A 23518-nucleotide genomic window follows, 5' to 3' on the forward strand; every position below is an offset into this window, starting at 1 on the left:
CATGCCCTAGCCAAGCAACATTTCGGCAGCGATTTGAAAAGCTAGCGGAGACTTCCCCGCTGGGGCATATCATGGCGGCTACGCCGCTTGTCGAGCGACGCGCTCACGTCGCGACCGATGAGGCCCGCTTCCTCGCGACGGCGCGGACGGTGGCCGCGTCGCTCACAACGGCGCGAAGTCGGCGGGCCTTTGCGGATGCCGTGTGGACGGCCTACTGTGAGGGCCTTGAGCCGGCGGCATGCCCTAGCCAAGCAACATTTCGGCAGCGATTTGAAAAGGTAGCGGAGACTTCCCCGCTGGGGCAGATCCTGGCGGCAACGCCGTTCGCAATCAAGAAATGACGTGCGGTGTCCCCGAATCGACTGTCGCAGCTCGTCACGCAATGCTGGCGTTTCTGCAGTGCGCGCTGAGGCGGTAATAATTTACGTATCGGCGCGGCGCGGCAAGGAGGATCATTCCCCATCCGTCCGCGCACAACCCGCCCCCACACCGCACGGCAGCAACGGCTAGCCACTAGTTTTTTCGCACGAGGGCTGATAGGGTAGCTTTGTGCATGACGTGATTCAGCAAGGTCTTGATTGGTACCTCTCGCCCACCAGCACCGCTGAGGTCGATTGCTGTCCAACGCGGGATGTCTTTCAGGCGCGGCTCGACAGTTATTACCGATCGCTGCAGCACGCGCAGCAAATTGAAGCAGCGGCACTGCTGATCGCGACCATCGGAGAAATTGGGAACAATGCGTTCGACCACAACTTGGGGCAATGGAGAGATCAACCAGGCTGCTGGTTCGCCCACACGCACGATGCGGATATCGAGTGGATCGTCCTCGCGGACCGCGGACAAGGGATCTTGGCGTCGCTGCATCGAGTCGATCCCACGCTCAACACTCATCAAGCGGCCCTAGAAGCCGCATTCGAACGACAAATCTCGGGACGCGCCCCGGAACAGCGAGGGAACGGATTGAAATTCGTCCGACGCATCATCAGCGGCCACGCGCAGCGCGGATTGAGCTGTATGAGTGGCGACGGCCTGCTGAGCTTCGGAGAACAAACGTCCGTCCTTCAGGCAGCACTGCAATCGACGGATCAATCCACAGCGCACACCGGCACCTTGACGATGATCGCATGGGGGACACGATGAAGATCACACTGGTCAAGTTCGGCGATTTGCTAATCTCTCGTCCGGCGGGGCGAGAGGCGGCACTCGTCGTCCAAGCGTATTTCCAACCGGCAACGCCGGACGAACCGATCGAACTCGATTTCACAGGGGTCCAGGTTGTGGCACCCTCCTGGCTCGACGAATTTCTCCAGGGATTGCGACGCCAGTTCGGCAATCGGGTTCATTGTCTCCCGTCGAACAACCCGACCGTCATTGAATCCCTCGCGGTCATGCAGTAACGAACGCGATCTCATTTTTTCCGCAACCTTTTCTGCGCATCCGTCGATAGTAGATCTATGGACACCGTCCGCAAAATCGCGTTTGTGATCAATGGAGATACCGAAGCGCGGCATCTAGAAAACGTGGACCGGAGCGTGCGAGAGCTGAAACGCATGGGCTATACGGTCTATGTCGCCAGCCCGGAGGCCCCGAGTACCGCACCCGACCGCTACGTCCCCGCGACGCACACGGCGATCCAGGCCTTGCTCGCCGACGTCGCGACCGATGCGAACGACGACGTCGTCCTCTACACCACCGGACATGGTGACCAGCAGGGCAAGCGCGGCACCCTCTGCCTGGGCCACGATTGTCGCACTACCGACTTGCTAGCACTGTTCGACGGCAAGGCCTATGGCTCCCGCGTCGTGGTGATGGATCAATGTTTCGCCGGCAATGAACAAAGTCGCTTCACCGACGATCCGAAGACACTGTTCATCACCGCCGGCGGCACCGGCGAGACCGTGTGTTGCGGCTTGTTCGCGCCGAAATTCTGGAGCGATCAGGTCCCCGATCCCGGCCATGACGGCGTCAGTTGGGATGACCGCTATGCGTTCGCCGTCGCCAGCGGACACGAACGCACCTCGACGCCGCAACGCATTCCCACGCTCGGCTACCGTTCCAGTGACACGCCGCCGTTCCCGGCGACGGTCCAAGCCATCGCCGATGGCACCGCGCTCGACGCGCAGTTGCGGCGCTTGCGCCCGGGGCAGTACGCATTCATCACCTTTTCGGCCACATGGTGCGAGCCCTGTAAACGGTATGCCCCGCATTTCGATGCACTGGCCGCTGAAGGGGACGGACAGGTGTTGTTTCTCCGCACCGAAAACGAGGACCTCGCTCGCGCATTCGATGTGACCGGCTATCCCACCGTGATGCTCGTCACCGGGCAGGGCCAACGGTATGTAGTGCCCAATGCCAACCGCGATGAGCTCTTCACTGAGTTGGCCGCCTTTTCGGTGCCGGTCGAGACCCGGATTCGCCGGCTGCGAGCCCGACTCGACAACACGGAGGCCGAGTGGACCGAAGTCGCAGACGTCTACGGCACGTACTCCGACTTGATTGCGGCGCTCCCTCCCCGGCAACGCAAGGCCGCACACACGACGTTTCATGCGCGCTTCGACGAAGACGTGCAGCAACTCGGCACGTTGATTCGCACGGACCCATGGATCTTAGAAGAAGACATTCAGGCCTATCTCACGATGTGGCGCAATCCCCATTGCGGGATGTCGCTGTCACAACGCGAATTGGCCGCATTCCGCACCACCATCTCCACCGCCACCGATGAAAAACAGCGGCAGCGCCTCTTGTCCCTCTGGGGTGGAACCGACGGCGGACTGGTCGCGATGCTACCGCCCGCCCGCCAACAGCGACTGTTGCGCGACCTGTCGGGCGAGCTGCTCCGCGCGGGTCAACGGGTCATCGCCGGCGCACGTCAGTCCTCCGCGGCTCCCCTCCTCGACACGACCGATGCACTGCCGGAGATCGTGGCCGCGACACTGCAATCCATCAACATCTCGAACGCCCCGGAAGTTCCCCCGTGCGCGGAATACACCGCAACGATCTATTTACGACTCCTCCGCCACGCCACCGGCAAACTGCGCCGCGACTTGCTGCACACGTTGCCGGCCGTCGCAGTTGAAGTCGGCCCACAGACCGCGCAGCGCCTCGAACGGATCGCGCTGACCGCGATCGAAACCTCGCCCAGCGACCAGGACGTCTTTGCCGCCGCCATTGCGACGTTGAGTAACGTAGCCTGGTATCAACTCGCGGACCCACGCTCCAGCGCATTGCTCCGAACCCGGGCGTTGGAAATCTTTCACCATCCGCCGATCCCCGGCACGACGCATTTGCAGTGGCTGTTCCGCCACGTCACCACCTCCAGCGACGCGGGGCAACGCAACGCGATCGCCGACGCGTGGATCACGGCCTACCAACAATGCCTCGTGGTCCCGGAGCAAGCCGAGGCAGTCTACGTAGACCTGATGCGCGCGATGTCCTGGGAGGATCAGCTCCGCCAATACGAGCGTCTCGTGGCCGCAACGCCCGGCGCCCTCGGCTACGCGATTCCCGCCGCACTCGTCATCGCCGATGTCTTCACCGCCGAAACGGTCGACACGAGTCCACTGACCACGACATCGCTGACCGAACAGTTGGGACTTGCGCTCGGCGAAACGCCCACCACCGCCGAAGAGATGCGCACCCGCGTCGCCCGCGCCCTCGAACCGCTGTTCGACGACGCCGGCTCGGGCCTCGCCCTGGATGCCGTCCATACGGCCATCACCCTCGCCGGCACCGATCAAAGCGTGGCCACGCGACAGCGCGCGATGCCAGCCGTGCTGACCTCTCTGGAAGATCCGGAGCTGCACGATCGGGCACTGGCGACGTACTCGTTGCTGCTCCAACACCTGAAGCCATCCGAATGCCGTGCTGCGCAGGACGCCCTCATCGCCAGCGGCCAATTTTTTCGACCCGACACGCCGCTCGACCTTGCGCTGTTTGCCCTGCCCTGCGACGCAACGCCGTCCGTCGATCCCCGATAAGGACGCTCCATGAACGACACGATCCGAGGACCGTTGATTGGGCGATTGAATACGCTACTGCAGGATCCGGCGCAGCGGATCACCGCGGAACAATATCGACAACTCGAACAAGCACTGTTTGCGGATGGCGTCGTCGAAGAAGTGGAAGTGGAACTCGTGCGTCCACTCCTCGAAAACCGCGGCCGCCGCTTGGTCGACGCGACCGATCGACAACGGTTCACGATCCTGCTCGAGGAGTCGGCGTTCAATTGGACACGCTATCAATCCAGCTTGGCCGCGCAGCGCCTCGCGCCGCGGACCGATACCGCGACGATGACTGCACTGCAGCGTGATGGATTGCCGGATATCCGAGCGCAGCTGAAAGCACTCGCAGCCCACACGGACGGCTCGTTCACGCTGACGCTCGAAAAAAACGGACGACCCGTGACCTGGCACTATCGCGGCGAAGAAACTTCGCCCGAACAACTCGATGCGCAACTCCGGCCCTGCAGTCTCTTCGAACTCTTTCTGGTGCTGGAAGACTATCGACATACGGTGCCCGAGGGTCCAACGCGAGAGGCGGCGACACAAGTGCTCAGCACGATCGGACGTTGGTTTCGCCACACACACACCTGGCGCGATTTCTATCGCCGCTATTACGCCGCCGGCCGTCGCAACAACGATCATGTCGAGGCGCTCGTCCAACAACAGCGCTCCACGCATCGCGTGGCGATCGGCGATTATCCCTACTTTTGGGGTGCCGAGCCGTCTGACGAGACGCGCGCCGTGTTGCAGTCGACGCTGGATCATCTCTTCGCGCAATATCCCGGCATACCGACCGTGCTGCGCGACTATCACGTTTCAATCGAGCTCTATTCGTGGGACGCGTTGATGCGCACGACGACCGAATTTCCGCAACCGCCACGCCGCACCAGCGGCGCCTCATACGCCACAGATCGTATCCAGCTCAACATCGACGCCGATCCGCAGACACTCGCGTATATCCTGACACACGAGATCGGGCATCGCGTCTATACGGCGCTGCTGGACCAATTCCACGCCGTCGACGCCGAATCGATCGGCGCGACGATCGAGCATCATTGGACCCATCTGGAGCAACAGACCGAGTCGGGGCTGCAACATCGCTTTCCCACCCACTACATGGCCACCGCGGCGCACGAATGGTTTGCCGAGGCCTTTGCGATCATCGCGTTGGGGACCACCGGATGGACGTTGCGGCAGAATCTACACAGCCTCATCGCCGGCCGCGCGATCGGCTACGCCGGGCTGTATCACGATTTTCAAATCTGGGACCCGGTCGGCTTTACGCTGATGGGCGGTGTCATGGCGGCCGTGCGCGATCCATTGCTGCGCCCGATCCTCGATCTCAACGAGACGGCCTTGAGTCGTTTGATGGACACGCCGCACGAGGCGACGTTCCTCGCAGAACGAGCCCAATGGCGCCACGACCCGCGCGCGGCGCTGACCGACCTCGATCACTTTTGCGCGCGACTGCTGGAGCACGCCACGGATCGGATCATGCGCTATGTGCTGGAGCGATTAATTGGCGACGCCGCACTCTCGACGACACAGCAACAACAGCTTCTTGAAACGACGACTCGGTTACATCGCTATTACGAAAATGATGATGAGCTCGTGCGTCTCCACGCGCGACTGACCCATCGACTCGGCCGTTCACAAGCCGCCTATGCGCTGTTGCATCGCTTCGAACAACGGTATCACGTCGATCTCGACCCGATCCGTGAAGAGATCGCGATCGACATCATCCTCCGGCCCGAGAGCGCTGCCAAAGATCGCCGCTTCATGTTGCAACACGCCGCGCCGCAATTGCTCCATCGGTTGCTCCAACATGTCGAAGCCGCGAATCGCGTCCCACGCACGCGTCCTGCATCCGCCCGGCCGGGTCGTCCGGCCTCCCCGACCCGCCCCTCTGCCCCCGATCCGCGCGACGCCGCCATTACACAACTCTTGGCGCTCGACCGCGCACTGCCATACGATTTCCCCGCCCGCGCGCGCCGTTTCGCAGAATGGCCGCAGTTCCACGCCGCCCTCCAACAACTCGTCACTCGCCTCGCCACCGATCCCCGTTTCACCGGAATCGCCACCGCTTTGCAACGCCGCTATCGGCTGACGGATCATGCCCGTATGCCGCGATAGTGAAAGTCGCTTGCGGCAGGTCGTCACCCGGTGATAGGGCGCAGCAATGGGAGGTCAGCGATGATGCGAACCATTGGCATAAAGCGCACGGCGGTATTGGTGACGGCCCTGTTGATCGGCGTAGGCTTGTGCTACGGCGGCGGCGCGTTTGGTGGCGGCAGCGCACCGACGCCGCAAATGCCGACCCATTGGAAAGTGATCTCCGACCATCCGGCGCCGGCGGCGGAAGTCAAAACCATCGGCCTGCAACTACATGCCGCCCTCCGTAGTGTGCGCAATACCATCTATGAAGTGAACGGCCGGCGCGTGCAGCTGAACGTCATTGTCGCCGCCGATACTGGAAACGCTGAGAAACTGCTGACGACGCTGAAAACCATGAAGACCGCCGACAGCCTATTACGAAAAGGTGGCACGGTGTATGAGTTTGTCGGTCCCAATGACGTGTTGCCGCTGATCCTGGAAGGCCGCAAACATCTCGAGGCGATTCCATGAGCACTGCAGAAGGCTTCCCGGTCAAACGGGCGCTCTTCTCCGCCCCCTACTGCTTGCAGCTCGCTGTCTCCGCTGCGGTCTTTTCTGTGGCCTGCGCGCATCTGTCGTTGTTGTCCCTGGCGCGACTGATGGCTTCAATCTGTAGAAAATAAAATGAAAGATCCCTCGTCAGATTCGTTATTCTATTCCCCTCATCCATTTTTAAATAAAAGAAATGACGATCAAAAAGAGTAAATCAAGGCCGCAGTCCGCGCCGAAAACGCCGCACGACGAAAACCCAGGGCATCAAATATTTAGGATTGATTGCGGGAGGAGGGGGGCGAGTTATGAAATCTCTGCCGCATGTCTGCTGCTTTGCCCCGATTGCCGATGCGTATGCGACCACGCTGATCCTCGGCAGTATGCCGGGGAAGGAGTCGTTGCGGGCGGGACAGTATTACGCGCATCCGCGGAATGCGTTTTGGCCGATCTTGGGAGAACTCGTCGGCGCCGCGCCCGCCCTGCCCTACGCCGAACGGGCGCACGTATTGCGCGCGGCCGGCCTCGCATTGTGGGATGTGCTCGCGTCGTGCGCACGCCCGACGAGTTTGGACTCCGATATCGACAACGGCACACTCGTCGCTAACGAGTTCGCCGCGTTCTTCGCGTGTCATCAGAATATCACGCGGGTCTTTTTCAATGGGACGAAGGCCGACGAGTGCTATCGGCGGCATGTGCTGCCGAATCTGCACGCTGTCGCGGTGCGCTACGCCCGCTTGCCCTCGACCAGTCCAGCGAACGCGTCGATTCCGTATTCGCAAAAGCTCGCGGCGTGGCGCGTGATTGTGGAATGAACATCAGCCGCATCACGCTGCCATCAACGCATCGACCAAATGCGCAATGCTGATTTTGATTTTGTGTTCCAGGCCGGCATATTCACTGGGCGCCAAATAATCGCCGAGTTGTTGGGCGATCGCGCGCGCATCCAGGTCGGCAGCAGCGGCGCGGAGCTTGTCACAGAGCGCTGTCAGGCTCATGGTTTTCGATTGCCCGGTTTTGGGGATCTTCTTGGCGTACTGGACGCAGGCTAAGCGCCCTTTCAGGGTCGGCAGATCGGGGAGCTTCCCGACGATCGTGTGCAGAAAATAGATGTCATAGAGATCGCGCAGCAAGCCGCGCTCGTTCCAAGCGCCGATCTTGTGCGCCAACGCCTGATCGAGTCGCATCACGCGAATGATACGTGGCGTTTGTTGGGCGGCGCGGGCAAGTGCGCTCGTGCTCAAGGGTTCGGTCAGGCAAGCGCTGGCTACATTGGCTTCAATCTGTGTGGAAAATTTCTGATACGAGATCAGAAAGCGGACGCTGGTCGAATGCATTTGATGCGTCCACCGCACGCCATCAAGCGATTGCAGCACACGCTCCATCAGCGGGACGATCTTTTTTTTCGAATCATAGGGCACAAAGACATAATCCAAATCATTCGTGTGGCGCGGGCAGTCGAGCAACCGCAGCACCATGCCCCCCTTCAAGATGGCATGGGAGCCCAGCGTGTTCGCCAAGGCCGTCATGATCCACAGCATTAGCCCTTCATTCGACGCGATCGACGGCATGCGCCAGGACTCCTTTCACGAATTGCACAAACCTCGGATTTTTGTAGCGACGCAGATAGCGGCGAATCCGTGCGCCGTTGAGTCGAGACATATCGACATCGCTGTAGATATCGAACGAAAAGCAATATCCGGATTGATAGAAGTAGAGCGTATCGAGCCAGGCCTTTTCGCTATCGGCATAACAAATCCCATTGGCAGTAGCACAATAGCCGAAGAAGAGATCGCGCGTGGGCGCGCCGAAACCGAAGTGAATCACGGAACCGACCGCTGAACGATACATGCGGCTGACGCCTTGCTTGACCGCATACACGGTTTTCTGAGGGATCGACCCAATCAGCAACGCACGCGCCAGGGCCGAGCCGCAACTGATATAGGAGTTGGGGGCCAGGCGTTGACTGACCATTTCCAGATCGAACGCCGCCGTCACGTACAGTCCGCGACAAAACCGTGTCAGTGTTCCCGTATGTTGGAGATCCTGAATCGCGCGTTGCAGACTTTTTTCATGGACGGTCCCGAGCAATGCGCGCAATTCATCGGTCGAAAATACGCCACGATGCGCGGTCTGGTGGGTGGTCAGCAGCGATTGGAGCTGAGCAGCTAATTTCATATCAACAGATAAGGTATAGTAATGTACTTTATCTGGCAATATGAATTTTTGCGCCTCTGCGCCGACCCGTCATCTGTGCTCCAGAGTGACTCCACTGAATCTGGGGTCAACGCTTGATATTTGACATCTGCGCGCACGGCCGAGGCATGTCAAATATCAAGCGTTGACCCCACGACAACACGGGTTACTGTTGGGAAGGCAAGCTTCGAGATCTCCCGTCACCACATAAAGACAGTACGCAGCGGGGTGATTGGGGGATCGTCGTTCCAGTGCATACACCTCGCTCGCAGGGTGGCGCTACAGCCGCCGTCGCAGCACGCCGACGCCCACGCCCTCAATCGTCAGTCGGTCGCGCCGCAGATCCAGTGTGATGGGATCATAGTCGGCATTGTCCGGCAACAGCCGCACCAAGTACGCACTGCGGCGCTGGAACCGTTTAACCGTGACTTCCGTGTCGTTCACGCGCGCCACCACGACAGCGCCGTTCGTCGCGCTCCGGGTACGATGCACCGCGAGCAGATCGCCGTCGAGAATCCCCGCGTCGCGCATGCTGTGCCCGCACACGCGCAAGAGAAAATCGGCGCGCGGCGTAAACAAGCGCGGATCGACGCGGTGATGCGCCTCGATCTGCTCGATCCCCAGTATAGGGGTGCCCGCTGCGACTCGTCCGACGACCGGCAGTGAGAATTCCGCCGCCCGCGCGCCCTGCGCCACCAGCCGGAGGCCGCGCGAGATGCCGGGTCGCATCGTGATGGCCCCCTTACGTTCGAGGGCGCGCAGATGCGCCTCCGCCGCGTTGGGCGATTGGAAGCCGAAGGCGGCGCAGATCTCCGCGCGCGTGGGCGGCACGCCGGCTGTTTCGATGTGCCGCCGAATCAGAGTGAGGATGTCGCTCTGCCGTCGCGTGAGTGGCTTATCCATCCCGCCCGCCTTCCGAATGGGCGCTCATCCAGGCATCCAGCGGGCTGGTGGTGCCACCGGCGGCCACCTTCAGCACATGCGTGTAGATCATGGTGGTGCTGACGTCGCTGTGACCGAGCAGTTCCTGAACGGTGCGGATGTCCGTGCCGCTCTGGAGCAAATGCGTGGCAAACGAGTGCCGTAAGGTGTGTACCGATACCGGCTTGGTCAGATCGGCCTGCTGTGCCGCGTGTTTCAGTGCACGCTGCATGCGTTGCTCGTAAAGGTGGTGGCGCCGTTTGACCCCGGAGCGAGGGTCGATAGATAACGAAGATGCGGGGAATACCCAGTGCCATGCCCAGGTTTCACCGGCCTTGGGATATTTTGCCAATAACGCCCCGGGGAGCTCCACCCCAGGATGTTGAGCTGCGCGATCTGCCGCCCAGAGCGCTCGGGCCTGTTGCCATTGTGTCCGCAGAGCGGGAATGATGGCGTGGGGCAGCATGACCACGCGATCCTTGGTGCCTTTGCCGTCACGGACCATAATGACATTCCGCTCGAAACAAATATCCTTCACACGCAGGCGCAACCCCTCCATCAACCGGAGCCCCGTACCATACAACAAGTGCGCGAGCAGTCCGGTGACGCCGCTCATGCAGCCTAACAATCGCTGAGTTTCCGTAACGGTGAGTACCGTGGGAATGCGCTGCCGTGTGGTGGGGCGTGCCAGTGTTTGCATCCACGGTAGATCCTGGTCGAGCACGTCCTTGTAGAGGAATAACAGCGCGGACAGCGCCTGCTTGTGCGTGGAGGCGGATATCCGCCGTTCTGTGGTGAGGTGCGTCAGAAATTGCTCCACCTCCAAGGCGCCCATCGTTCGCGGATGCCGCACCCCATGCCACCGGATGAAAAACCGCACCCAGTACACATACGCCTGCTCGGTGCGCAGACTGTAATGCAGATACCGAATCCGCTCCCGTAGCTGATCCAAGAGCCGTTTTGACGTCAAAGGGGTCTTGCAGGGTTTGGGGGCGCGGTTAGCACTGTACATAAATACAGTATACAGGAGGGCAGCTTTATGGCAAGCATCTTCCTGCGACATCGTGCCGCCAAGTTATATGTCACGGAGCCAGGTTATCTATCAGCGCGTGACATCTAAATTACGTTAGAGGTACGTACCTGGCTTGGCTGAGCAAAGCCGCGTGGGATCGTCCCCGCTGGAGGCGAACTCAACGAAGGAGGGCTGCATGGGACATCGGCTTTCGGTACTCGCACTCGCCACAGCTCTACTCACCGGTTGCGCGGCTGGAGGATTCGGTACGGCCCTTCCTGCGCCGCCCGACATCGCCATCGCGCCCCCACCGTCCGACCTCGCCCCCGAACTCGCTGCATTCTCCGGAAGCTGGGAAGGTATCTGGGACGGGGTGCTCCCCAGCCGACTGATCGTCGAACGAATTGACGCAACCGCCGCTCGGGTCGTCTACATTTGGGCGCGTGATCCGAATGGCTACTTTCAGGCAGGCTACTCACGACATAGCGCGAAAGTTCTTCCCGGCGGAAAGATCGAGTTTGGCGGATCCGGTCGTCCCTATTTCGTCTTCACTATGAGTAGGGATCGGACCAGCATCGCCGGAGAACGCGAGAGCCAGGGGCGCATCAATACGACCACGATGAAAAGGGTCGGCCAACAATAGAATCGACCTCTAACTTCGCAGTGCACCGGACCGGCGGCTCGCGTTGCTCGCCCCCGGCCGGTGACCGCGGCGTTGGGCCGTTTCAAACTAAGAGAACCGAAAAATGCTCGACCACATAGGGATTGATGTTCAGAACTACGAAAAGAGTAAAGCCTTTTATAAGGCAGCTCTGGCTCCGCTCGGCTACGAACTCATTATGGAAGTTCAAGGCTGGGCTGGCTTCGGTGTCGGTGGCAAGCCCGACCTCTGGATACAGGGTGGAAAGCAAACCACCCCACGCATTCATGTCGCGTTCCGGAGTGAAAATCGAGAAAAGGTTCGCGCTTTTTATGATGCCGCATTAAAAGCTGGAGGAAAAGACAATGGGCCACCGGGAATCCGAGAAATCTATCATCCCAACTACTACGGCGCCTTCGTTATCGATCTCGATGGCCACAATATTGAAGTCGTGTGCCACAACCCAGAGTAATCGGCCCAACAACCGGTTCCACGCGACCGGCTTCGCCGGCGCGTGAACCGGAACGTTAGGCGGCACAGCATGGCTCTCACCCGTTTCGCCATGATCATCAAGGGACCTGGCTACAATCCAGCAGTCCACCGCGTTTCTCTAACCTCACCAGAGTTCACGACGATTGTCGTCTGCGTGTCTTCTTTCGAGCAGGCGCTGCCCGTCGCCAACGAACTGCTGCAGCAGGGCGTCCAGCTGATCGAACTCTGCGGCGGTTTCACGCCCGACCAGGCGTCCACCCTGCGCGCTTCAATCGGCCAGCGCGTCCCGGTCGGTGTGGTGCGTTACTCGGTCGCTGAGCAACAGCACCTTGCCGTGCTCCTCGACAACCCGTCCTCCGAGACGTAGCGCCTGTCAGAGCACCCACCATCTTGTTCGTTCTGGTTCGTCCAGCCGCTTCGACCTCGGGATCGCAGAAGTGTCACGTTCGAAGAGCACCGTGCCGCCTAAATTACGTTAGCCGTTTCTGAAAGGTTATCAGTAATGCCGAATATTGTTTACATCCTGACGAATGAAACAATGCCGGGGCTGGTCAAGATTGCGCTAAAGCGCGCAGTCCCTTAGCTCCACGTTAGCCGAAATTTTTCAGGAACAGGTTTATTATTGTTTTTTCATTTTTTTTCATTATAATTCACGAATATGAGTGAAACATCGACTTTATCCACTATAATTGACACCCAAGTTAAGGAAGCCGTTATCAGCTTCTGCAAAAAACGTGGCATTAAGCTCCGTTACCTGATCGAGCAGGCCTTGCTCGAACAGTTAGAGGATGAAATCGACCTGGAAGCTTATCGAGCCAGGCGAGATGAGGAAACGATTCCCCTAGAGCAGATCTTGGCGAAGCGCGGCAAAAGGAAGCGATAATGGCTGCGTACAAGGTCGAATTCGTCAAAAGCGCCAGAAAAGAATTCGATAGGCTGCCCACAAAAACGCAGGCGAAGACGATTGAAGCCTTGAATCTGTTGTCCCAAAACCCCTATTCTGAATTGCTTAAAATAAAAAAACTCAAGGGCGCGGATGCTCTCTACCGAATTCGTCTGGGCGATTACCGGATCATTTATGAAGTCCGTAATGATCGGTTGGTTATTTTGGTCATTAAGATCGGTCACCGTCGAGAGGTATATCGCGGCCTATAGGCTGCTAATCGCCTAACAAGACGTTGCAGCGGAACCAGATACATCTGGGCACCGGCATGGCCGGCATGGGGGTCAACTCTCAACACCTGACACTTCGTTCCGTATCCACGCCAGTGTTGCTCTCAACCGTGGATCTGCGTGCGGGTGTTCCAACCGCTTAATGACCTGCAAAACCCCGCTGCCATCCCGGTAGCCCAGCTCACGTCCCACATCCATCGCTCGCTCGCCACCCCACTTCACCCGGATCCAGATTTGTATTCGGGGATCGGTTTCCTTGGCCACAATGTCTTTGAGCTGCTTCAGTCGTTCGCGGTGCGCCGCATGCTGCTCTGCCAGCGGATTTCCTCCTGCCCATCCTTGTGCTTCACCACTCTCGCGACCTTCTTCCATGAGGTGCTGCATCTCCAAACGGTATTTCCTTTGCGCCGCGCTCCTTCTGCTGTGCAGAGGAGATGTGGCGAAGTGTCAAGTGTTGAGAGTTGACCCCATTCTCAATGGCCCTGTCGGCTGAGCATCAGCAGCGCGGCAAAAAAGTTGCGTCGGTGTCCGAGGTCCATCTCGCCGGTGCTCATCTGGGATGGTGCGGATCGGTCTGACGCAGCAACCGGCGAAGCGTCTCCGATTTCGACAGCCGTTCACGCGCTGCAATGCGCGCCAGCCGTGCGAGATCGTCCTCGGTCACGCGGATGTTGAGAGTGCGCCAATGTTGGGTACGTCGTCGCTGTTGGTATCGCGCGGCGACGCGGGCGGCCGCACGGCGGAGATCGTGCACCGGTAATCGACGCCATTGGCGCTCCGGCGGCCATGTATCGAGACCATCCAATACTTGTTGCAGCGAACGGTGCTGTGCGACATCGCGCCGCCACCGGCAGATGACGGTCGGGCGATGCCGTAACAATCCGGGTAAGAGTTCGAGGACGCGGGGCTCGGACTCGCCGGCGGTCAGGATCTCCTCCAAGGTGATGCGCCACCGATGCGGGGTGAATTGATTATGCACGAGAAGGCGCTCATACATGAGCCGCTCGATCACACGTTGTACGGTGGGGAGGGTCATGGCGCGAGCCACCGCAGATCAATGCCCATGCGTTCGATTTGGAAACGGTCATCCGGATAGCGGGAAAAAAACTCGAGCACCAGCCGCCGGTCGCGCTCCCGATGAAAGCGACATTTGGAGGCGATCACGTATCGCGGCGCCGCCACACGCACGTGGACGTGCAGCCCATCATACCATTTTCGATAGATCGTATCCGGTGGCATCCAGATCAGATGTTGGTCGGGCTCGAGTTGCAGCCCGAGCGGTCGCAACAAACACTGCAGCTGTTGTTGGACGGGGTACTCAAGTGTGCCGATGGCATCGAGGTCCGTCGTCCCTGCGACGGGAAGATCAAGAGCGCTGAGTAGTAACGCCAGTTGTCCGACGATGCGAAGCCGCACCGGTGTCTTTGGCGCAATATATCCTTCGCGGTGCGCCTCTGCGATCTGTCCTTCGATCCATTCATCCAGGGCACCAAAGGTCGATCTGAGTGGCTCTGAAATCATCATTGAAAGAATAAGAGTTCCATAACGACAATGTCAATACATTAAACAATAATAATAATATCATAGTGATAACTTTGTATCATGTATCGCATGATGGGTGGCGTGGTGCGCGTGCGAACAGATCCGTTTGGAGTATCAACCTATCGATCAGAGAATAGTTTTCTCTGCAGCGCTGGCTCACGCCGTGCGCTCGATTCGCCACCCGAGGTTGCGGACAATAGCGCCCCGGGGGGATTGGGAGGGGCATGGGGGTCAACTCTCAACACCTGACACTTTGTTCCGTATCAACGCCAGTGTTGCTCTCAACCGTGGATCTGCGTGCGGGTGTTCCAACCGCTTAATGACCTGCAAAATCCCGTGCCATCCCGGTAGCCCAGCTCACGTCCCACATCCACCGCTCGCTCGCCACCCCACTTCACCCGGATCCAGATTTGTATTCGGGGATCGGTTTCCTTGGCCACAATGTCTTTGAGCTGCTTCAGTCGTTCGCGGTGCGCCGCATGCTGCTGCCAGCGGATTTCCTCCTGCCCATCCTTGCGCTTCACCACTCTCGCGACCTTCTTTCATAAGGCCTCTCCACCCGAAACCAACCCTCCTTGAAGGTTCGACCATTTTAATAGAATTGACCCTGACGTGTTTATTCTTTAGAACTCCCGCTAATCTGGAGAGGGGGGAATATGAAAATCATGGCCGTGTCGATGCCCTTCATGATGCTGTTGTCGTTGGTCGGACTCAGCGGCTGCACTGGTTCCGCTTCAACAGGGAGTGATGGCACCTCGGAAACCGCTGTTGCCGAAAATAGTATCTTGAGTCATGCACCAAGTCTGACGATCGACTTTGCCTCGACGAACATTGCCCCTTCCTTGTCCCCCACTCTGAAAACGAAGAAGGCTGCCAGTACGATCGGAGACCTTTCGGTCGGGGGGTGTCTTGCGTGGTCGATTCGCAAGAATGCAAAATATTACACATCAGCCCTGCAATATCTCAAGTGCCTCTACTCGGCGGCATCTCAGGCCGGCCTGATCGACCTAGAAGAAGGGGAAACGGTTTTCTTGAACCTGGAGCTCCCAGGAGCAACCCTCCCTACAAAAATTTCCGAATCAAATGGCCTAGTCACTATTAGTGTTTGTTATAACGATAGTCCGACGGAAAACATTCGATACACTCTTCAAGAAAGCGGTTCGGGCTATCTCGTCACTGGAACCTCTTTAATCGAAAATGGCAGCGGGGCCGGGACCTACGTTTACTCGGATGTCACCGTGGACACCTCGACCGCGTCTGTCGAGGAATATCTCTTCACGAACCATGTGACCAATGAAACGAGCGCCTCGCTCTGTTCTGGAGCCGGCGGCACTTCTCTCACAGAAGACGACAGTACGTGTTTTCTGCGAATTGAAGGACGATTGACCAATGATGCAACCAGTTCGGACAATCCGTTCAGCATGTTGTCCGGTGTTTTTTCCGAAAAAAATTCCGCGGGGGTGCGCACGACCGCTTCCGCCTATTCCAAATTCATGGGGGGCATTGGGGCGACGCTCTTTTCAGCCGGACTCCCCGACGTCAATAGTGACGTCAATGGCTCCACCGCCCTCGACTCCTGGGGCGCCGCCGATTTTGTCACGACAACGGATGCCGGTTTTGCCAGCACGGTCTCCGCCCAAACACTCGTTTCCCGCACTGCGACCCTCCCCAGCATCGATTCGGCCTGGGATTGTCAGGCAACCGGACCGACCGTCAGTCTCTCTCTTGCCAACTTTCAGTCAGCCATTGAGAGTTTGCGTTGTGCCGGAGAAACACTCAACAGCGCCGACATGACCAACTGTACCGGAGGAACGACAGAACTGACCGAAGTAGTGGATGGATACCTGTGCGACACGAACGATCCATTAATCGACACCGCAAGCCGGAATTGTTCTTAGGACGTGTGGACATTCAAAGGGTCGTCATTCTGAGCCGCAGGCGAAGGATCCAGTGGTATCAACCGGATCCTTCGCTCCACTCAGGATGACAGGTACTTGCCTCGTAAAGAAAATGCGCTTCCCAATTGATCGCTTACGCTATTTGTCCACACGCCCTATGAGCCCGATAATCAAATACACCAATGAACCGCTGGGCGATGTCAAAGTCATTCGCAAAGAGACGATGTACCGCGACTTGTGCCTCGACCCGTTCATCTTGTCGCCGGGCGCAGAGGTGATGCTCGATTTTAATGTATTCATGACCAACGAGTTTGCGGCGTTTTTCTCCCGCCATCCGAACATCACGCGGGTCTTTTTCAATGGGACCAAGGCCGACGATTGCTATCGACGACATGTGCTGCCGAATCTGCACGCTGTCGCGGTGCGCTACGCCCGCCTCCCCTCCACCAGCCCCGCGAATGCCTCAATCCCCTATCCGCAGAAGCTCGCGGCGTGGCGCGTGATTGTGGAGTAGCGTCGCCGCTCCGTGCGTCCTGTGGGGGAGATCGCCGCTGCGGCGGAGCAACTTTTGTGCTCCATGGCCGATAACTACTCCGGCAATAAAAGAGGCGGCATGGGCGATAAGATCAGGCAGAACGGCCATCCGGAAGTGCTGGTCATTGCGGCGACGAGCTTTCATGAGGCGTTAGCGCCGTGGCTGGCAGAACGACGGGCGCAGTATGACGTTGCAATCGTCGATCCGACCGTGATCGACGCCGCCTATCCGGTGCTGGAGCGGCCCGCAGCGATTCGGCAATATGTCCGCGATACGTATGCCGCAGGTCACGGACGGCTCCGCTTTTTGCAACTCGTGGGCGATGATCAGGGCACGAATGCGCCGGAAGATCTCCCGATCGGCCGCACGCCACAGGGCGCCGGCGTTACGGCGACTCCGCCGTCCGACGATTACTATGCAAACGTCGATGACGACCCAGCAGTGGAACTGGCTGTCGGGCGCTTCTCGGTCCAGACGGCACAGCAATTACAGGCCATCGTTCGGAAGACCATGGCCTACGCCGCTCGCCCCATCACGGCCGCACCGCTGACGTTCTACGCCGGACTGGGAAAATTCGGCACGGTCGAAGATCTGCTGATCGAGGCCTTTTTCTACGCGACGCTGCAGCAGATCCCGACACAACAGCCGATCGATTTGGAATATGAAGCAGAGGATTCGGCGTTTCATCATCAACGCTCGATCGGCGCGATGCTCGCCCAAGGCGCGCTAATCTTCACGTACGTCGGGCATGGGGCGCCACACGTCCTCGGCACGAAAGACCGTTTCGGCACCAAGGATCTCGCGGCGCTGACGATCGCAGGAATGCCGCCGATCCTCAATCTCCTGGCGTGTTCCGCCGGCTGTTTTGCCCAACAAGATTGCCTCGGCGAACAACTGGCGATCCATCCGAATGGGCCGGTGGCGGTGATCGGCTCCAGTCTGCCGATTCATCCGACCGTGCTCACGCTGTTCGGCGACGCCATGGCGAGTCGACTGACGACCTCTGATATGACGCTCGGCGAGGTCGTCCGCTTCGCGAAAACGGAGACGATGCGGACGCCGGGATTGCTCAGTCGCATCCTCGATGCCGTGCCGGCGCTCAGTCGCCGCATCGGCATTCCACACAGCATCGCGGACCTGGCGCGCCGCGAGGCACTGCAGATTACGCTGCAAGGCGATGCCACGCTGCCTTGGCGGACCAGCATCACGGCGAGCGCCGTGCCCTCGAGGCCCACGTCGCCGTTCGATCCCTGGGCCAAGTTCCCACGGCCTGCGCAACCGATCGCGGAGCGGATCACGCATCTTGATGCCGCGGCGATCGAGGCCCCAGCGACGCCCGACATCGTCGACACCCGCAGGCTCCCCGCGACGGAATTGGCCACGTTGCTGCATCTGCTCGATTACGTGACGTATCGGCTCGCCGCGCAGTTGCCACTCCTCGGCGGATGGCTGCCCATGCCGGGCACGATCACAATCGACCGCGGCGTGTTGACGATCCCGCTGCGCCACGCGATGACGATTTCAAGTGCGCTGCTGCCGGAATCGATCCGGACCCTGCTCTTCGCCAACGGCGGCCCGGGCGAAGTGCGCGTGACCACGCCGCTGCGCGGCATCGTGCGCGTTGCACAACAGAAACTCCGACTGGAACAGATCGAGGGACTCCAGGTCTTCTCGGCCAGTGCCGCCGTGGGCCATCCGATCCGCGCCATCGAATGGGATCTCACTGCGGGACAGCGACCCGTGATCACGCGCGGGCCCGCACTCATTCCACAGGCCGTCATCGACACGGCGAATCAACGACTCGCGGTCTATCGCACCGCGAACGGCTACCAGATACATATTGCGGCCGCCGGTCCCGAGTCACTTCCTTACTACACCCTCATGCGGCCCCAGCACGAAGGGGCCGCAGCGGCGCGCATTCTTTTACAACCGTTCAATCCCACGCACGATGCCCTGTTGCTCCCCTCGGCAGAACGCGCTGACGTGGTGTTGCTGCCATTACCGTTCGGCTGGGTTGCGAATCGCGTCGAGGCCGAAGGCGGCGGGGTACGTCTGCAATTGAGCGAGTTGACCGCCGGCAGCAAAGAAACCACGTACTTGATGATTCCGCTGGTCGCGGCGACAACCCACGGCGACCTCGATACGCTGCTACAAATCCATGGCACCGCACTCCAAACGGCGCTGCACCTGTCGCGCCCTCCCACCCTCGTGCCGATTCCGGCGTCGCCCGATGGGCTCCCGCTGGCGAACCTCCGCGTGGTCGCAACGGCCACCATGCAAGGTGACGCCGATATAGTCGCTGGAGGCACGCCGCTGATCCCGGCGCCGCCTACGCCGGTCAACACGCCGGCCGCGCCGACCCCCACGCATGCTGAAGGACCCGCGTTCTCGCTGGGCGGGACCATGTATTGGGGCGCGCAGGTCTATCTGGTCCTCGATACGTCGGGGTCGATGGGCGCCCTGCTCCCCCGTTTGGTCAAGAGTCTGGAGCTCGCGCTGGAGCACGTGCCCGGGATGTTCCGTCCGTTTCTGGAGATTGGCGTGCTGATCGAAGAGCGCGGCGCCGCGCGCGAGTTGCTCCCGCTCACCGCCATGACGGCGGCGGGGATGCGGCAACTGCGCCATGCATGCGATACGCTGACATTTCGTGGGGTCGACCAGTCGACCGAAGCGGCCGTATGGAAGGCCCATGCACGATTCGTGGAGGGTCCGACGGATCGACTCTGGCGGCAGATTATCACGATTACTGATACCGAAGGCGCAGCGCAGGCGCCGCATCATTCCCGCGTCGAACACTGGAGCCACATCACGATCGATCAGGGAACCATCCACGTCCCACCACTCGGACCGATTCCGTTAGCGGCGGCACATGCAGCAACTCCGTTGCGCGACGTGCTGCGCGGCCTGGGCGTCGCACCGCCGCGGATCGCCGAAATCGATGCAGTACTCGGCAGGCTCACCCCACACCGCCTCGACTCTGGATTGCAGAGCGAAGCGACGGCGCTGGCGGAATGGGCCACATTGCTCAATCGGCTCAGCGATCCGCAGCGCACGACCGAATTGGTGGCAGCGCTCGTGCCGTTGCTGCACACGCCAGTGGAACAGCAAACCACACCGGAATGGATGGTCCAGTGGTCTGTGGCCGCCATGAGTCTCTTGCCGGAATCCGTCGCCGCACCGCTGCTCCCCGCCATCGAGGCGCTGTTGCGGAGCAACGCGCGCGATCTCCCGATTCGCCTCGAGGCCGCACGCAGCATCGGCCGTCTGGCCCGCGCCGGCCATGCACTGGCCGTCACGCGTTTGGAACAGTTGGCGCGACACCCACTCGCGGAAACCCCGCTCGCGGCGTTCATTACGGCGGAGTATCGGGCCGTCGTGCGCCAGCGAGGCAACGACGCCTGCGCGATGACGCATTGGACGCATGTCCAACAGGATCCATTTGGCACCGATCCGCACATCGTTGCGGATTGCGGCCGCTCGGTCACGACCGTGCGCACGCTGCTCCACCAACTCCAGTATGGCCCTGCCAACGTCCGCGCGGCGGCACTCGAAGCAATTCAACAACTGCTGACGCCGCTGGACCCACACGATCAGCGCCCGACGGAGTTCCGACCGATGGTCGGCGCTACGTTTCGCACGTTGCTGCAACGGCCCAGCTTCCGGTCATACCAAAGCGACGCCGCGGCCATTGCCGAGGTCATTCGTCGGCTGCAGCTGGAACCGGAAACCGGGCTTGTGCCACCGGAGGCCCCGCATGACCCGCGTTAATCCACCACCCGGGGGCCTACCACCTCGGCGGGACGATGAGTCGTCAACCGGGCCACGCACACCCGCGCCGCGTCCGGCGGCCGGCTCCGTGCGCCGAGCGGCTGCGACGGAGGAATCGCCCGCGCAAGTCATTACGGCAGATCCGCGGATTACGGCCTACACGCAGTCGTTGTCCGACCCCGCCATACCGCGCCGCAGTCTGGGACGACTGCTCCATCGCGTCCAATTTTTTCCGGAGCGCCCGGTCCGACTGATCTTCCTGCTCGATCACATCGCCGATACCGACCGCACGCTCCTCCTCGCGTGGACGGAACAGTTCATCCACGAGGTCACCACGCTGACAGGAAATCCACCCGCGATCGGCATCGTCACACGAGGCGACGCCGCTGCGGCGCCGCATTTCCAACTTCCGCTGACGCGCATGGATGCCGCAGGTCGCGCCGCCCTGTTCGGCGCACTGCGTACTGCAGCGGCCGCAACCGCGCTCGACCATGCGGCGGCCGCGCGACTGGCACTCGCCGCGCTGGCACCAATCGACACTCCCGATACGGATCCCCAACTCAGCAACGACACCGTATTTGTCGTCGATGGCAATCTCTACGACGGCCGGCCGTCCTTTCTGGCGACCCGCACGATGGTGGAACAAGAAGGGGTCACGTTGTGGTACGAAGATCAGGCCGCCGACCGCTTCGCGCGGATCGGGCTCGTAGGCGCCGATGTCACCGGCGATGCGTTGCGCCGCGATGCACGGGATCAGATCACGCCGTGGCCCGAGACGATCGAACGACTCCGACAGTCCGCGGCCAATTTCGTGGCGCAACGCGGAAGCAACGGTGCGGCGGATCTCCTAGCAACGGCCGCCGCCACGACCGACTTCATGTATCGATTGGCCGTCGCCCGCGCGCTGTATCCCGATCGCCCCCTCGTCGCCTTATGTCGGGAATTGCAACCGCACATAGAAATCATGGATCCCCTGCTGGCCGACCTGCGCTGTGCCGTCGCCACATCTCCCCAATCGCGCTGCGAGACGTTCGTCGGATCGGCGCTGATCTTTCTCGATATCTTGCGTGATCTGCAAACTCCGGAGGCGCAGACCGCTTACGTCGAAGAGGGATTGCCGCTGTTCTTAACATTGCCAGACAATCTTTGGGCCTCCAATACGGTACAGATCGGCACCAATGATCCCCAGCGGATCGTCTCGTCGCTGCTCGACTATGGCGCCGTATCACTCGATCGGTTGATTCCCGCGCTCATTCACCCCATGAACGCGAAGCCCTTCCTCACCCGCTCGGATAGCAGAGAGGATTTCAGTTACAGTTACGCAATCCGCGATTACCATCTTCTGGATCGCTTTGCGAACGCCACCCCGGAACAAATCGAAACGATCACGCGCGCCGTGCGTGACAATTTTTCGGATCCGTTAGCCGGCGTCATCTGGTGCGCATTGTTCCGCGATCTGCCCGGCTTCGATCGCGCGGCGCCACTCGACGACGTCGCATTGCAGGCCCTCGTCACTGCAGAGGGGGTGCCGGTACTCCGCGGAGAAGATTTTCGCAAAGCGATGTACCTGATGAGCGATTATCAACTTTTTTCGGAGGCGATGCGGCTCGAATTCGCGAAGCGGTTGCTGCCGAAAATCTGGCCGCACACCGTGCCGTGGGGGCATTTTGTCAGCAGCCTCTCCATCGAGACACAGACCACTTTCGTACAGTGGATCATCGCGACGCACGCGGACAGCGTCGGCCTTGCGGAATGGCTCAACGTCCTTCTCGATCCCATTCCGCTCGGCAGACGCGCCACGCTCCTCCACGACGCCACCGCCGGAAAGACCTTCGGCGCCGAGGCCACGGCGATTTTGACCACCCACCGCTATCTGGCGGAAGAGCGGCTGGGGGGATTATTGGCGTATGCCACGTCGCTCCGCGACGCCGTGGAGAGCACGAAACCCACCATACGTCAGATCCCCGAGAGACCCGATGCGACGCCCGGTGTCATGCTCGCCACCGATTACGCATTGAATCATTTGCGGGTGGCGGTGAGGACGGCATCCGACGCGGCACGCCGCGACCTGCTCCAAACGATCATCATCATATTGGGATCCACAGCGTATTCATGGGCGCAACACGATGCGCTTGTCGTGCTCAACGAAACCCACTGGTACCCCACGGAACTCACGCTGTTGGCGGACACACTGCTGCAGCGCATCTCTACCGCAGCGCCCTATCCCACTAAGATCCGCGGGTTGGCCGAGGCGCTCGATCAATTGACCGAACGCGGAGTCACAACGCTCGCCGACTACGTCGTCGAACGGATCGTCGGCGCATCAGCCGTGCCGGCCATGCACCACTGGCCATTAGCCGCGTTCCTGTTCGAGACGGTCGATCGCTTCGCCGGCCTCACAGGACGTACCCCCGAGATGAGCCCCGCCGACTATGCCGCCTTTACAACATTGCAGGAACCACTCTTCCAGCTCGTGGCCCGTGCCGCCGATTCCGAACTCCGTCGCACTGCCCTCTATCGATTACAACGGCTCATGCATATTGCATCCGTGGCATCGATCCGCGAGCGCCTGCTCCGCCTTGCCGAAAACCCCATCGACCCACTCCACTCGCAGCTAGTCGCAACCATCCAATCCACTAGCCGCGCCACCAATCCCTAAACTTGGTTACCCTGTGACTCCAACTACACCTTAACTAC

25 protein-coding genes are annotated in these 23518 nt (G+C 60.2%); 17 read left to right on the forward strand and 8 right to left on the reverse strand.

Features of this window, described 5'->3' with window-relative positions; genetic code table 11:
• Positions 1–71 precede the first annotated feature (71 nt).
• The 8 genes from HY696_00290 to HY696_00325 all read left to right on the forward strand — a co-directional run bounded on the left by HY696_00290 (position 72) and on the right by HY696_00325 (position 7459).
• Complete coding sequence (locus HY696_00290) at positions 72–341, forward strand: hypothetical protein (protein ID MBI4236837.1); 270 nt, start codon at positions 72–74, stop codon at positions 339–341.
• Between the two features lie 208 nt (positions 342–549).
• Positions 550–1140 carry a hypothetical protein gene (locus tag HY696_00295; protein ID MBI4236838.1) on the forward strand — a complete coding sequence of 197 codons (591 nt, stop codon included), beginning with the start codon at positions 550–552 and terminating at the stop codon, positions 1138–1140.
• Positions 1137–1397 (forward strand): STAS-like domain-containing protein, encoded by a 261-nt coding sequence (locus tag HY696_00300; GenBank protein ID MBI4236839.1) that lies wholly within the window; start codon positions 1137–1139, stop codon positions 1395–1397. Before HY696_00295 ends, HY696_00300 begins: the two co-directional genes overlap by 4 nt.
• Before the next feature lie 57 nt (positions 1398–1454).
• On the forward strand, positions 1455–3977 hold the full coding sequence (locus HY696_00305) for a hypothetical protein (GenBank protein MBI4236840.1): 2523 nt from the start codon (positions 1455–1457) through the stop codon (positions 3975–3977).
• Positions 3978–3986: 9 nt separating this feature from the next.
• Complete coding sequence (locus tag HY696_00310; GenBank protein ID MBI4236841.1) at positions 3987–6134, forward strand: hypothetical protein; 2148 nt, start codon at positions 3987–3989, stop codon at positions 6132–6134.
• Between the two features lie 60 nt (positions 6135–6194).
• The gene (locus HY696_00315; GenBank protein MBI4236842.1) at positions 6195–6626 is read left to right on the forward strand and encodes a hypothetical protein; all 432 of its coding nucleotides are present in this window, start codon (positions 6195–6197) and stop codon (positions 6624–6626) included.
• Positions 6623–6778 (forward strand): hypothetical protein, encoded by a 156-nt coding sequence (locus HY696_00320; GenBank protein MBI4236843.1) that lies wholly within the window; start codon positions 6623–6625, stop codon positions 6776–6778. The genes HY696_00315 and HY696_00320 overlap by 4 nt, the downstream gene beginning before the upstream one ends.
• A 174-nt stretch (positions 6779–6952) precedes the next feature.
• Positions 6953–7459 (forward strand): DNA-deoxyinosine glycosylase, encoded by a 507-nt coding sequence (locus HY696_00325; protein MBI4236844.1) that lies wholly within the window; start codon positions 6953–6955, stop codon positions 7457–7459.
• A 12-nt stretch (positions 7460–7471) separates the two neighbouring features.
• On the opposite strand, the gene HY696_00330 is transcribed toward HY696_00325, so the two are convergent.
• The 4 genes from HY696_00330 to HY696_00345 all read right to left on the reverse strand — a co-directional run bounded on the left by HY696_00330 (position 7472) and on the right by HY696_00345 (position 10773).
• On the reverse strand, positions 7472–8215 hold the full coding sequence (locus tag HY696_00330; protein ID MBI4236845.1) for a nucleotidyl transferase AbiEii/AbiGii toxin family protein: 744 nt from the start codon (positions 8213–8215) through the stop codon (positions 7472–7474).
• Positions 8193–8822 (reverse strand): hypothetical protein, encoded by a 630-nt coding sequence (locus tag HY696_00335; protein ID MBI4236846.1) that lies wholly within the window; start codon positions 8820–8822, stop codon positions 8193–8195. Before HY696_00335 ends, HY696_00330 begins: the two co-directional genes overlap by 23 nt.
• Positions 8823–9119: 297 nt before the next feature.
• The gene (gene lexA, locus HY696_00340) at positions 9120–9743 is read right to left on the reverse strand and encodes a transcriptional repressor LexA (protein MBI4236847.1); all 624 of its coding nucleotides are present in this window, start codon (positions 9741–9743) and stop codon (positions 9120–9122) included.
• The gene (locus HY696_00345; protein MBI4236848.1) at positions 9736–10773 is read right to left on the reverse strand and encodes an integron integrase; all 1038 of its coding nucleotides are present in this window, start codon (positions 10771–10773) and stop codon (positions 9736–9738) included. The genes lexA and HY696_00345 overlap by 8 nt, the downstream gene beginning before the upstream one ends.
• Positions 10774–10969: 196 nt before the next feature.
• Here HY696_00345 and HY696_00350 point away from each other — a divergent pair, with 196 nt between their 5' ends.
• The 5 genes from HY696_00350 to HY696_00370 all read left to right on the forward strand — a co-directional run bounded on the left by HY696_00350 (position 10970) and on the right by HY696_00370 (position 13060).
• The gene (locus tag HY696_00350; GenBank protein ID MBI4236849.1) at positions 10970–11416 is read left to right on the forward strand and encodes a hypothetical protein; all 447 of its coding nucleotides are present in this window, start codon (positions 10970–10972) and stop codon (positions 11414–11416) included.
• 103 nt (positions 11417–11519) lie between these two features.
• Positions 11520–11885 (forward strand): VOC family protein, encoded by a 366-nt coding sequence (locus HY696_00355; protein ID MBI4236850.1) that lies wholly within the window; start codon positions 11520–11522, stop codon positions 11883–11885.
• 69 nt (positions 11886–11954) lie between these two features.
• Entirely contained in the window at positions 11955–12272 is a 318-nt protein-coding gene (locus HY696_00360) for a hypothetical protein (protein MBI4236851.1), read from the forward strand.
• A gap of 291 nt (positions 12273–12563) precedes the next feature.
• Complete coding sequence (locus tag HY696_00365; protein ID MBI4236852.1) at positions 12564–12788, forward strand: hypothetical protein; 225 nt, start codon at positions 12564–12566, stop codon at positions 12786–12788.
• Positions 12788–13060, forward strand: a complete 273-nt coding sequence (locus HY696_00370; protein MBI4236853.1) for a type II toxin-antitoxin system RelE/ParE family toxin — start codon at positions 12788–12790, stop codon at positions 13058–13060. Before HY696_00365 ends, HY696_00370 begins: the two co-directional genes overlap by 1 nt.
• A 72-nt stretch (positions 13061–13132) precedes the next feature.
• Here the strand turns inward: HY696_00370 and HY696_00375 are convergent, their stop codons facing one another.
• The 4 genes from HY696_00375 to HY696_00390 all read right to left on the reverse strand — a co-directional run bounded on the left by HY696_00375 (position 13133) and on the right by HY696_00390 (position 15144).
• Positions 13133–13462 (reverse strand): hypothetical protein, encoded by a 330-nt coding sequence (locus tag HY696_00375; protein ID MBI4236854.1) that lies wholly within the window; start codon positions 13460–13462, stop codon positions 13133–13135.
• A gap of 166 nt (positions 13463–13628) precedes the next feature.
• Complete coding sequence (locus tag HY696_00380; GenBank protein ID MBI4236855.1) at positions 13629–14075, reverse strand: ribbon-helix-helix protein, CopG family; 447 nt, start codon at positions 14073–14075, stop codon at positions 13629–13631.
• Between the two features lie 35 nt (positions 14076–14110).
• On the reverse strand, positions 14111–14602 hold the full coding sequence (locus HY696_00385) for a hypothetical protein (protein ID MBI4236856.1): 492 nt from the start codon (positions 14600–14602) through the stop codon (positions 14111–14113).
• A 299-nt stretch (positions 14603–14901) separates the two neighbouring features.
• The gene (locus HY696_00390) at positions 14902–15144 is read right to left on the reverse strand and encodes a hypothetical protein (protein MBI4236857.1); all 243 of its coding nucleotides are present in this window, start codon (positions 15142–15144) and stop codon (positions 14902–14904) included.
• Between the two features lie 132 nt (positions 15145–15276).
• Here HY696_00390 and HY696_00395 point away from each other — a divergent pair, with 132 nt between their 5' ends.
• The 4 genes from HY696_00395 (at position 15277) to HY696_00410 (ending at position 23480) form a co-directional block, all read left to right on the forward strand.
• Complete coding sequence (locus tag HY696_00395; protein ID MBI4236858.1) at positions 15277–16518, forward strand: hypothetical protein; 1242 nt, start codon at positions 15277–15279, stop codon at positions 16516–16518.
• A gap of 157 nt (positions 16519–16675) precedes the next feature.
• Positions 16676–17032, forward strand: a complete 357-nt coding sequence (locus HY696_00400) for a hypothetical protein (GenBank protein MBI4236859.1) — start codon at positions 16676–16678, stop codon at positions 17030–17032.
• 99 nt (positions 17033–17131) lie between these two features.
• Positions 17132–20821, forward strand: a complete 3690-nt coding sequence (locus tag HY696_00405) for a hypothetical protein (GenBank protein ID MBI4236860.1) — start codon at positions 17132–17134, stop codon at positions 20819–20821.
• Between the two features lie 88 nt (positions 20822–20909).
• Positions 20910–23480, forward strand: a complete 2571-nt coding sequence (locus tag HY696_00410; protein MBI4236861.1) for a hypothetical protein — start codon at positions 20910–20912, stop codon at positions 23478–23480.
• Positions 23481–23518: the final 38 nt, after the last annotated feature.

It is taken from the genome of Deltaproteobacteria bacterium, assembly GCA_016210045.1.
Lineage (GTDB): Bacteria > UBA10199 > UBA10199.